This window comes from Methylobacterium sp. Leaf91 (assembly GCF_001422815.1).
GTDB lineage: Bacteria > Pseudomonadota > Alphaproteobacteria > Rhizobiales > Beijerinckiaceae > Methylobacterium.
The window spans coordinates 98181-108763 of the sequence record NZ_LMMP01000005.1 but is presented as its reverse complement, the minus strand read 5'-3'; the positions used below and the strand labels follow the sequence as shown (position 1 = coordinate 108763).

Sequence of the window (10583 nt, the reverse complement as noted above, 5' to 3'; positions counted from 1 at the left end):
GTCAGACCTCCAGCCGGGTGCGACGGACGAGGGGTCTGGCGAACAGTTCGGCGAGGTCGCCGGCCTGGTCGTAGCCCTGGATCGGGGTGAACAGCAGCTCGATCGACCATTTCGTCGCCAGCCCCTCCGCCTCCAGCGGGTTGGCGAGGCCGAGGCCGCACACCGTCAGGTCCGGCCGGGCCGCCCGGCATCGGTCCATCTGGGCATCGAGGTCCTGGCCCTCGACGATCGTCGTTCCGCGCGGGAGCAGCGCCAGTTCGTCGGCGAGATGGCCGCGATGCAGGTAGGGCGTGCCGATTTCGACGAGTTCGGCGCCGAGTTCCCGTGACAGGAAGCGCGCAAGCGGGATTTCCAGCTGCGAATCGGGGAAGAAGAACACGCGGCGGCGGGCGAGCATGGCCCTGTAGGGCGCCAGCGCCTGTTCTGCGCGGCGCGATCCCGCGGCGGTGGCCGCGGCGAACCGGGCGGGGGCCACGTCGAACGCGTCCGCCGCAGCCTTGAGCCATCCCGTGGTGCCTTCGGCGCCCAGGGGAAACGGGGCGGTGAGCCGTGTTGCGCCCCGCTCCTCCAGCGCCCGTGCCGTGTCGGCGAGGAAGGGCTGGGCCAGCAGCGCCAGAGTGTTCGGGCCCACCGGCGGCATTTCGCCGGCCCGGCGCGCGGGCAGGAACCGCACGGGGGCGATGCTGAGTTCTGCGAAAATACGGGCGAACTGGTCTTCGACCACGTCGGCCAGCGCCCCGACCACGAGGAGCGAGGGGGCGGCATCTTTCGCCTCGGCCGGCATGGAGGGGACGAGGGAGGCGAGGCAGGCATCCTCGCCCTGCGTGAAGGTGGTCTCGATGCCGCTGCCCGAATAGCTCAACACCCGGACTTGGGGAGACAGCTCGCGGGACAGGCGCTGCGCCGCGCGGCCGAGATCGAGCTTGATCACCTCCGACGGGCATGAGCCGACGAGGAACAGCAGCTTGATCTCGGGGCGGCGCTCGATCAGCCGACCCACCACGCGGTCGAGCTCGTCGTTCATGTCGGCGATGCCGGCGAGGTCGCGCTCGTCGATGATGGCGGTGGCGAATCGCGGCTCGGCGAAGATCATTACCCCGGCGGCCGATTGGATGAGATGGGCGCAGGTGCGCGAGCCGACGACGAGGAAGAAGGCGTCCTGGATCTTGCGATGCAGCCAGACGATCCCGGTGAGGCCGCAGAACACCGCCCGCTGGCCGCGCTCCTGCCGGATCTCGACGCCGCAGGCGGGGTCGAAGTTGCCGAGCTTGGCATGGGCATTCATCGCGCGCCCTCCGGTGAGAGGACGAGGCGGGACGGGGCCTGGAGCCGGGCCGCGCGCAGCTTCAGCAGGAATTGCGCGGCGTTGACGGCGTAGGACGCGTAGGCGGCGAGCGCCAGGAGCATCAGCTCCGCCGTCGTGAGGGCGCCCGTGACGAGCGCCACGAGATAGGCGCTGTGCAGGGCCAGCACGAGCATGCTGACCATGTCTTCCCAGTAGAAGGCCGGGGCGAACAGGTAACGCCCGAAGACGTCCTTCTCCCAGATCGAGCCCGTGACCATGATCGCGTAGAGCAGCAAAGTCTTGGCGACGATGGAGACGTTGGCCATCTGCGCGCCCTCCCCCGTCGCCAGGGTGCGCAGGACGAGGCCGAGGCTGATCAGGAAAGCCAGGAACTGGAGGGGTGCGAGGATGCCCTGGACCAGGGTCCAGCGGGAGGCGTCGCGCCGGGCGCGCTCGGCCGGCGAGTAGAGAGGTCGAGTCGGCTGGCCCCCTCTTGCAGGCATCGGTTCCACCCTGTCCCGGCTTGGCCCCGCATGGTCGGGGCCCGTTGCCGAGGAGGGTATGAACCGGCGGAATAAGTGTCAAGCTGGCTTTACGTAATTTTAAATTTACAGCATTGATGCATAATAATGTGAGTTGCTGGATTGCCAAATGGGTTGTGAAGCGTATCGTTATCGACAAGGCCCGCTTGTCGCACTGCAAGCAGCGTCGGACGCTTTTTAAGTCGAAGACGTCAAGTTCGACAATCAAGATCGAGCTGGATCAAGAAGCCGTCATAAAACATTGGAGGACCCAATGGATGATGTCTGGCGGTTTCGCACGGCTTCCGGGATCGAGCCGGTTGCATTGGACGAGTGCGCCTCGTCGGAATTCGCATTATATCCTGGCGGGGCCAGGCAGGAGCGGAACTCCGCGTGGGACGTCGATCTCGCCAGCGTCATCGAGGCGGAGATCATCCCTCGCCTGATGCTCGCCCACCGGGCGGATTCCCGTGCCAACCGCCCGGGAATCCTGCCGAGCACGGAGCAGATCACGGATTTCGCCACGCTGGTCCTATCACCGGACGGCGAGGATGTCGAAGACCGGATCGCGCGCCTCGTTGATGACGGGCTCGCCCTCGACAGCCTGCTCCTCGATCTCCTCGCCCCCACGGCCCGCCATCTCGGCCTGTTGTGGGAGGAAGACCTCTGCGACTTCGCCGAGCTCACCATCGCCATGGGCCGGCTCCAGCGCATCATGCACGAGCTCACCGCCCGGTTTCGCGACGAGCCGGCGCCGGACCCGCACGGCCGCAGCGTCTTCCTGATGGCCTGTCCCGGCGAGACGCACAGCTTCGGTCTCTCCCTCGTCGAACGCTTCTTCCGCGACGCCGGATGGGATGTGACCAGTGCGGCCCATTCCGCGCATTCCCAGGCGATCCGCGCCGCCAGCACGGGCTGGTTCGATGTGATCGGCGTATCGCTCGGCTGCGAAACCCTACTCCCAACCCTCACCCGGCTGGTGACCGAGCTTCGTCGCACCTCGCGCAATCCATCGGTCCGTGTCATGGTCGGCGGGCCGATCTTCATGAACCATCCCGAATATTCGGCACTCGTCGGCGCGGACGCGACGGCGGGTGATGCACGCCTTGCCATAACCATCGCCGAGAGCTTGCTTGATCCGCGGGCCAGACCCTGCTGAAAGACCGGCTCGACGTCGTCACATCGTGGTGATCCTTGACCAGTCTGGCACTTCCCGCCGCGGCGGAAACCTTCGCAGCGCTTCGTAAGGCACTCGGTCCCCTGGACGCGGAGTCGGCCGGGCTTCTCGTCGCGGCCGCAACGGATCTCGCTCTGGTGGTCGATGCGGACGGGATCATCCGTGATGCGGCTTTCGGCAACGCGGATTTCGCCGATGAGGGCTGTGAGACTTGGCTTGGCCAGCCCTGGATGGATACCGTCACGGTCGAGAGCCGGCCGAAGATCGCCGCCCTCCTGCGCGATGCCGCCCCGGGCGCCGTCACGCGCTGGCGGCAGGTGAACCATCCTTCCGCCACCGGTATCGACCTGCCGGTCCGCTATTCCGCCCTGCGCCTGGAGAATGGCGGTCCGATCATCGCCATCGGCCGCAATCTCCGCGCCATGGCCGTGCTCCAGCGAAAGCTCGCCGAGACCCAGCAGGCCCTGGAACGCGACTACCTGCGCCTGCGCGGCGCCGAGACCCGCTACCGTTTGCTGTTCCAGCTCGCCGGCGAACCGGTCTTGGTGGTGGATGCCGCCACCCGCCGGGTCACCGAGGTGAACCCGGCCGCCGCCCGCCTCCTCGGCCGGGCGGAGAAGCGCATCATCGGACAGGACGTGGTCGACCTGTTCGATTCCGCCAGCACCCGCGAACTCGAATCGCTGTTCGCTGGCCTGCGCATCACCGGTCAGGCCGGCGATCTCGTCGCGCAGCTCGGCAACGGTCGCGGCGAGACCCGCGTCGCCGCCTCCCTGTTCCGTCAGGAGAACGCCACGAGCGCGCTCCTGCGCCTCTCCACCGGCCCCGCGGAGGTGGCCGGACCGAGCCGTGCCGGCACCTCCGCCCTCGACGTGATCCAGAGCCTGCCCGAAGGTTTCGTCGTCACCGATCCGGCCCGCCGTATCCTCGCCGCCAACGCCGCCTTCCTCGATCTCGTGCAGCTCGCCACCGAGGAACAGGTGCGCGGCGAACCCCTCGACCGCTGGCTCGGCCGAGAGGAGACCGAGGCCGCCGCCCTGTTCTCCACCCTCGGCCAGCATGGCTCGGTGCGCCATTTCGCGACGAGCCTGCGGGGCGAATACGGTTCGGTGGAGGAGGTTGAGGTCGCCGCCGTTGCGGTGCCCGGCGCCGGGCAACCCTGTCTCGGCTTCACCATCCGTTCGACGCCGCGCCGCGCGGCGGCGGCCCTGGGCGGGCGGGAATTGCCGCGTTCCGTCGAGCAGATGACCGAACTGGTCGGCCGGGTCTCGATGAAGAACCTCGTGCGCGAATCGACGGACCTGATCGAGCGCCTTTGCATCGAGGCGGCCCTGCGCATCACCCGCGACAACCGAGCCTCTGCCGCCGAGATGCTGGGGCTCAGCCGGCAGGGCCTCTACGCCAAGCTGCGCCGTTACGGCATCGGCGATCTCGATGGGCCGGAGCCCGCCGACGAACAATAGTTCAGGCCTGTCCTCCGGCAGACCGAATGTCGCACAAGATTGACATTTTACGTGTCAATCTTTCTTGACACTCCCGACGGCCGGCCCTTAGCTTCGGGGCATGGCAACGTCGGCGTCCACCCCTCCCGCCGCTTCCGTCGGCATCCCCGCTCTCGCTACCCTGGTCGAGCTTCTGAAGCCGATCACCTGGTTCGCGCCGATGTGGGCCTTCGCCTGCGGCGTGGTCTCGTCGGGTATGGCGGCCGAGGGGCGCTGGCCGCTGATCCTCGCCGGGATCGTGCTCGCCGGTCCCTTGGTCTGCGCGACCTCGCAGGCGGTCAACGACTGGTACGACCGCCATGTGGACGCGATCAACGAGCCGCTGCGCCCGATCCCGTCCGGCCGGATGCCCGGCCGGTGGGGCCTCTACGTCGCGCTGGCCTGGACCGCCCTCTCCCTCGCCGTCGCGGCCTCGCTCGGGGTCTGGATCCTCTGCGCCGCGCTGTTCGGGCTCGTCCTCGCCTGGATCTACAGCGCGCCGCCCCTGAGGCTGAAGCGGAACGGCTGGTGGGGCAACGCGGCGGTGGGCCTCTGCTACGAGGGCCTGCCCTGGTTCACGGGTGCCGCCGTGATGGCCGGCGCCCTGCCCGACCACCGCATCCTCACCGTGGCCCTCCTCTATTCGGTGGGTGCCCACGGCATCATGACCCTTAACGACTTCAAGTCGGTGGAGGGGGATGCGCGCATGAATCTCCGCTCGCTGCCGGTCCAGCTCGGGACCGACCGGGCCGCGCGCCTCGCCTGCCTCGTCATGGCCCTGCCACAGCTGGCGGTGATCCTCCTCCTCTCGGCCTGGAACTGCGCCGGGCACGCGGCCCTCGTCACGGAGCTGCTCGTGGCGCAACTCGCGCTGATGTCCCGCCTGCTCCGGAGCCCGCGTGAGCGGGCAGCCTGGTACAACGGCACCGGCACCACCCTCTACGTCATCGGCATGCTGGTGGCGGCTTTCGCCCTCAGGGCCCTCGCGCAGCAGGGAGCCGCGTGATGGCGCCGATTATGGGCTGGCTCGCCATCGTCCGCCTCGGCCTCGTCCAGACCGCTTTGGGTGCCGTGGTCGTTCTCATGACCTCGACCCTCAACCGGGTCATGGTCGTAGAGCTCGCTTTGCCGGCGATGATCCCCGGCGCCCTCGTCACCCTCCACTACGCCGTGCAGGTCCTGCGCCCGCGCTGGGGCTACGGCTCGGATGTGGGCGGGCGGCGCACGCCCTGGATCGTCGGCGGCATGGCCGCGCTCTGCCTCGGCGGATTCGGTGCGGCAGCGGCGACCGCCCTCATGGAAACGCAGCTTTCCACCGGCATCGCCCTCGCCATCCTGTCCTTCCTCTTGGTGGGGATGGGCGCGGGCGCGGCGGGGACCTCTCTCCTCGTTCTCCTGGCCGGCGGCGTCGATGCGCGCCGCAGGGGGGCTGCCGCCACCATCGTCTGGGTGATGATGATCGCCGGCTTCGCCATCACCGCGCCGATCGCCGGACATTTCCTCGATCCGTTCTCCGGTGTCCGGCTGGTGATGGTCTCCGGCACGGTGTCGCTTGCCGCCTTCGCCCTCGCCTGTCTCGCAATCCGTGGAATCGAGCCGAGCCGCGCGGCGGCCGCACCGTCCGATGCCGGCCGGAAGCGGCCGTTCCGCGAGGTCTTGGCCCGGGTCTGGTCGGAGCCGGCCTCGCGCCGCTTCACCATTTTCATCTTCGTGGCGATGCTCGCCTACAGCGCGCAGGAGCTCATCCTCGAACCCTTCGCCGGCCTCGTCTTCGCGATGACGCCGGGGGCCACCACCAAGCTGTCCGGTCTCCAGCATGGCGGCGTGCTCGCCGGCATGCTCACCGTCGCCGGTCTGACCATGGGAATCGGCGGTCCCTATCTCGGCTCGCTGAAAGTATGGACCGCCACCGGCTGCGCCGGCTCGGCTCTGGCTCTGGCCGGAATCGCCGTCGGTGGCCTCGTCGGCCCGGATTTCCCCCTGCGCGCCGCCGTCTTCGCTCTCGGCCTGTTCAACGGGATGTTCGCCGTGGCCGCCATCGGCTCGATGATGGGTCTGGCGGGTGCCGGTGGCGAGGCCGAGCGCGGCACCCGGATGGGCGTCTGGGGCGCGGCCCAGGGCGTCGCCTTCGGGGCCGGAGGCTTCCTCGGGACCATGGCGGTGGATCTCGCCCGCCTCGTCAGCCCCGAACCGGTCCATGCCTATGCCGCCGTCTTCCTGGCCGAGGCCGCCCTGTTCCTGGGCGGCGCCGCCCTCTCCATGCGGATCGAGCACGCCGCCGCGACGCGACTGCGCCGCCCTGCCCGCCCCGCCGAGCCCGTGCTCCAGCCCCGATTGTCGTTGAGGTGAGACCCATGCCGGAATTGGAGACCTTCGACGTCGTGGTGGTGGGAGGCGGCCCGGCCGGGGCCACCGCCGCCACCGATCTCGCCCAGATGGGGCGGCGGGTGCTGCTCCTCGACAAGCCGGGGCGGATCAAGCCCTGCGGCGGCGCGATTCCCCCGCGCTTGATCCGTGATTTCGCCATTCCCGACGCGCTGCTCGTCGCCCGGGTGCGCTCGGCCCGCATGATCTCACCGGCCGACAAGCGGGTCGACATGCCTATCGGCGACGGCTTCGTCGGCATGGTCGACCGGGAGCATTTCGACCCCTGGCTGCGCGACCGCGCGGCCCTGGCCGGGGCCGACCACCGCCCCGGTAGCTTCACCCGCATCGTTCGGGACGATGATTGCGGGGCGGTCGTGCATTACCGCTCCGGCGATGCGGAGCACCGGGTCCGCACCCGCCTCGTCATCGGCGCGGACGGCGCGAGCTCGGTCGTCGGGCGGGCCGAGATTCCCGGCCACGCGGCGATGAAGCAGGTCTTCGCCTATCACGAGATCGTCCGGCGGCCGGCGGATGGGAGCGGCGATATCGAGGGGACGCGCTGTGACGTCTACTACCAGGGCAAGCTCTCGCCGGATTTCTACGCCTGGGTCTTCCCCCACGGCGACACGATCAGCATCGGCACCGGCAGCGCCCGCAAGGGCTTCTCCCTGCGCGGGGCGATCCGCGCCTTACGCGCCTCCGCCGGCCTCGATGCCGGCGAGACCCTGCGCCGCGAGGGCGCGCCGCTGCCGCTCAAACCGCTGAAGCGCTGGGACAATGGGCGCGACGTGCTTCTCACCGGGGACGCCGCCGGCATCGTCGCTCCGGCCTCGGGCGAAGGCATCTACTACGCCATGCTCGGTGGCCGGCTGGCGGCGGAAGCGGCCGACACCTTTCTCGCCACCGGCAAGGCCGCATCCCTGGCCCTCGCCCGGCGGCGCTTCATGCGCCTGCATGGCCGCGTCTTCCTGATCCTGCGCATGATGCAGTGGGTCTGGTACCGCAACGATTCCCTGCGCGAGCGCTTCGTCTCGATCTGCCGCGACAAGGACGTCCAGCAGCTCACCTGGGATTCCTACATGAACAAGGAACTGGTCCGGGCAAAGCCCGCCGCCCATGCGCGGATTTTCTTCAAGGACCTGGCGCACCTGTTTCGCTGGGTCTCCCCGTGATCGGCGGTTACGAAACCGGCCCGGTCGTGGCCGCGGCGGCGGCGGCCCTCGTCACCGCCCTTGCCGGTGGCCTCCTGACGACGACCGGCACCTGGTATCAATCCCTGCGGCGGCCCTCGTGGAAGCCGCCGGACTGGGCCTTCGGCCCGGTCTGGACAACGATCTTCACCCTTACGGCGATCTCCGCCGTGATGGCCTGGCACGCGGATGCTGGAACCTCGGCGCGCGGCGCATTGCTCGCCGCCTACGGCGTCAACCTCGTCCTCAACATCGCCTGGAGCGGCATCTTCTTCCGCCTGCGCCGGCCGGACTGGGCCTATCTGGAAGTGATTGCCCTCTGGCTCTCCATCGTGGCGCTGATCGCGGTGACGGCCCATGCCTCGGGGATCGCGGCCCTTCTGCTCGCGCCCTACCTCGCCTGGGTCAGCGTCGCGACACTGCTCAACCGGGTGATCGTGCGGCTGAACGCGCCGTTCGGCCGAGCCGTACCGGTCCGCGATGTCGGAAGCCGGGCATGATTCCGGATGCGGCGACCCTGGCGTCGCTCTTCGCCTCCGGGCGGATCATCGACGTGATCCTCGGTCTCGTGGCGCTCGAAGCCGCCGCCCTCGTGGCATGGCGTCTTCGTGGGGGAGAGCGCCCGCTCCTTCCGCCTCTTTTCTGCAACCTCGCCTCGGGCGCGGCCCTGATGCTGGCGATCCGCGCCGCGCTGATCGGCTCGGATTGGACGGTGGTTGCGCTCTGCCTCATCGCCTCGCTGATGGCGCATCTAGGGGAGGTCGCGTTGCGCATGTTCGGGGGGTCGCATGACGCATCCGATCCGGTCATGCCCGATTTTCGCCAACCGGGCAGAACGGTCACGAGGCGTGGCTGACCGACCATTGTCCCATCCTGGGTTTCATGAGTGGAGAACCGACATCATGCGTCGCATATCTGCCCTTCTGCTCGGTTCGGCCGGTCTCATCGCCGCCGTGACCGGTGCCTCGGCCCAAGATGCGGAACAGATCAAGCGGGGCGAATACTTGGCGACGGCGGGCGATTGCGTCGCCTGCCATTCTGCGCCGGGGGGCAAGCCCTTCGCGGGGAACTACGTCCTCAACACGCCAATTGGGAAGATCCGCACGCCGAACCTCACACCGGACGACGAGACCGGGCTCGGCAAATGGACCGCCGACGACTTCTACCGCGCCCTGCACGAAGGCATCGACAACGAGGGCAGCTACCTCTATCCGGCCTTCCCCTTCGCCTGGTACACCAAGGTCACGCGCGACGATTCCGATGCGATCTTTGCTTATCTGCGCTCCCTCGAGCCGGTGAAGGAGCCCCGCAAACCTTCCGAGATCCCGTTCCCCTTCAATATCCGCAGCGCGCTGATTACCTGGCGCACCGCGTTCTTCACCGCGGGCGAGTTCAAGCCGGATCCGAACGCCAGCGCCGAGGTCAATCGCGGCGGCTACCTCGTGGAGGGCCTCGGCCATTGCGGCATGTGCCACAACGCCAACAAGATCGTCGGAAACAGCGGGTTGGCGGGCAAACTCGGTGGCGGGGTCATCGACGGCTGGTATGCGCCCAACATCACCCCCGACGACCACACCGGGATCGGCTCCTGGACCGACGATCAGGTGGTCGAATACCTCAAAACCGGCACGGCTCCGGGCAACCGGCCGGGCGTCGCAGCCGGGCCGATGCGTCAGACCATCGAGGAATCCCTCTCCAGGCTGACCGATGCCGACCTGAAGGCGATGGTCGCCTACCTGCGCACGCAGAAAGCCAAAGAGAGCTATAAAATCAAGGACATCCAGGCCTTCAACCAGGCCGATGCGCCGGGTGCTGCGACCTATCTCAGCTATTGCTCCTCCTGCCACAAGCCGGACGGCCAGGGCGTCGAGGGGGCGATCCCGGCGCTCGCCGGCAATACCTCGGTGCAGTCGGAAGGCCCCGAGACGGTGATCCGCATCATCCTCGGCGGCCTCGCTGCCCAGAACGGCTACGCGCCGATGCCTGCAGTGGGGGCCGGCATGACCGACCGAGAGGTCGCCGACGTCACGGACTACATCCGCAACGCGTGGGGCAACAACGCCCCCGTCATCGCCGAGCGCGGCATCGTCACAACCGCCCGCGCCGCCACTCAGACCATGCTCGCCGGAACGGCGCCCTGCGCGGAGATCGCGCAACCCGAGGTCGCAAAGGCCATCGCCGATGCGGGGAGTGCCGAGAGCCTCAAAGGCTTGGCGCCGGACAACTTCGTGCCGGTCATCGACTCTCTGCTACCCAAGGTAAAGGCAGCCGCCGGAGGGGCCAAGGACGACGACATCGTCAATGGGCTGACGACAGTGTTTTGCCAGGTTGCGCGCCATGATCCGGCCTACGGCAAGATCGGCTGGCACGCGGTCATCGGCAGCTTTTCGAGCGTCGTATATAGTCAGATCAGGAATCCCGAGAAACGTGTCGCCTTGCCGGCCCCCGCTGGTGTTGCGCCGACGCCGTGATTCAGCGCTAACGACGTCGCGGACATCAATACCTACGAGCGCTGCAAACGCGAAGCCGATGATTTTGATCTCGCATTGGAAAGCGGTATCG

The 10583-nt window shown here is 68.4% G+C and carries 10 protein-coding genes; 8 read left to right on the top strand and 2 right to left on the bottom strand.

Annotation, left to right across the window (positions count from 1 at the left end; translation table 11 throughout):
• Position 1: 1 nt before the first annotated feature.
• Together ASF32_RS06690 and bchF are read right to left on the bottom strand one after the other, a co-directional pair.
• Positions 2–1285 (bottom strand): ferredoxin:protochlorophyllide reductase (ATP-dependent) subunit N, encoded by a 1284-nt coding sequence (locus ASF32_RS06690; RefSeq protein ID WP_056425263.1) that lies wholly within the window; start codon positions 1283–1285, stop codon positions 2–4.
• Complete coding sequence (gene bchF, locus ASF32_RS06685) at positions 1282–1788, bottom strand: 2-vinyl bacteriochlorophyllide hydratase (RefSeq protein WP_056425260.1); 507 nt, start codon at positions 1786–1788, stop codon at positions 1282–1284. Before bchF ends, ASF32_RS06690 begins: the two co-directional genes overlap by 4 nt.
• 292 nt (positions 1789–2080) lie before the next feature.
• Between bchF and ASF32_RS06680 the strand changes: the two genes are divergently transcribed.
• The 8 genes from ASF32_RS06680 to ASF32_RS06645 all read left to right on the top strand — a co-directional run bounded on the left by ASF32_RS06680 (position 2081) and on the right by ASF32_RS06645 (position 10492).
• Positions 2081–2965, top strand: a complete 885-nt coding sequence (locus ASF32_RS06680) for a cobalamin B12-binding domain-containing protein (protein ID WP_244477988.1) — start codon at positions 2081–2083, stop codon at positions 2963–2965.
• 35 nt (positions 2966–3000) lie between these two features.
• Positions 3001–4446, top strand: coding sequence for a transcriptional regulator PpsR (gene ppsR, locus ASF32_RS06675; protein ID WP_056425257.1), 1446 nt, complete (start codon positions 3001–3003; stop codon positions 4444–4446).
• 100 nt (positions 4447–4546) lie between these two features.
• Positions 4547–5470 carry a chlorophyll synthase ChlG gene (chlG, locus tag ASF32_RS06670; protein ID WP_056425254.1) on the top strand — a complete coding sequence of 308 codons (924 nt, stop codon included), beginning with the start codon at positions 4547–4549 and terminating at the stop codon, positions 5468–5470.
• Positions 5470–6813, top strand: coding sequence for a BCD family MFS transporter (locus ASF32_RS06665; protein ID WP_056425251.1), 1344 nt, complete (start codon positions 5470–5472; stop codon positions 6811–6813). The genes chlG and ASF32_RS06665 overlap by 1 nt, the downstream gene beginning before the upstream one ends.
• Positions 6814–6818: 5 nt before the next feature.
• A complete protein-coding gene (locus ASF32_RS06660; protein WP_056425249.1) occupies positions 6819–8003 on the top strand; it encodes a geranylgeranyl diphosphate reductase in 1185 nt (394 codons plus the stop codon).
• Positions 8000–8521, top strand: coding sequence for a TspO/MBR family protein (locus ASF32_RS06655; RefSeq protein WP_082470162.1), 522 nt, complete (start codon positions 8000–8002; stop codon positions 8519–8521). The genes ASF32_RS06660 and ASF32_RS06655 overlap by 4 nt, the downstream gene beginning before the upstream one ends.
• Positions 8518–8877 carry a hypothetical protein gene (locus ASF32_RS06650; RefSeq protein WP_056425245.1) on the top strand — a complete coding sequence of 120 codons (360 nt, stop codon included), beginning with the start codon at positions 8518–8520 and terminating at the stop codon, positions 8875–8877. The genes ASF32_RS06655 and ASF32_RS06650 overlap by 4 nt, the downstream gene beginning before the upstream one ends.
• Positions 8878–8923: 46 nt before the next feature.
• A complete protein-coding gene (locus ASF32_RS06645; RefSeq protein WP_056425242.1) occupies positions 8924–10492 on the top strand; it encodes a cytochrome c in 1569 nt (522 codons plus the stop codon).
• Positions 10493–10583 lie beyond the last annotated feature (91 nt).

Excerpts from the sequence above, each read along its gene's own strand:
- ASF32_RS06690 (WP_056425263.1), bottom strand. The coding sequence starts at position 1,285 with ATGAATGCCCATGCCAAGCTCGGCAACTTCGACCCCGCCTGCGGCGTC.
- bchF (WP_056425260.1), bottom strand. The coding sequence starts at position 1,788 with ATGCCTGCAAGAGGGGGCCAGCCGACTCGACCTCTCTACTCGCCGGCC.
- ASF32_RS06680 (WP_244477988.1), top strand. The coding sequence starts at position 2,081 with ATGGATGATGTCTGGCGGTTTCGCACGGCTTCCGGGATCGAGCCGGTT.
- chlG (WP_056425254.1), top strand. The coding sequence starts at position 4,547 with ATGGCAACGTCGGCGTCCACCCCTCCCGCCGCTTCCGTCGGCATCCCC.
- ASF32_RS06665 (WP_056425251.1), top strand. The coding sequence starts at position 5,470 with ATGGCGCCGATTATGGGCTGGCTCGCCATCGTCCGCCTCGGCCTCGTC.
- ASF32_RS06660 (WP_056425249.1), top strand. The coding sequence starts at position 6,819 with ATGCCGGAATTGGAGACCTTCGACGTCGTGGTGGTGGGAGGCGGCCCG.
- ASF32_RS06650 (WP_056425245.1), top strand. The coding sequence starts at position 8,518 with ATGATTCCGGATGCGGCGACCCTGGCGTCGCTCTTCGCCTCCGGGCGG.
- ASF32_RS06645 (WP_056425242.1), top strand. The coding sequence starts at position 8,924 with ATGCGTCGCATATCTGCCCTTCTGCTCGGTTCGGCCGGTCTCATCGCC.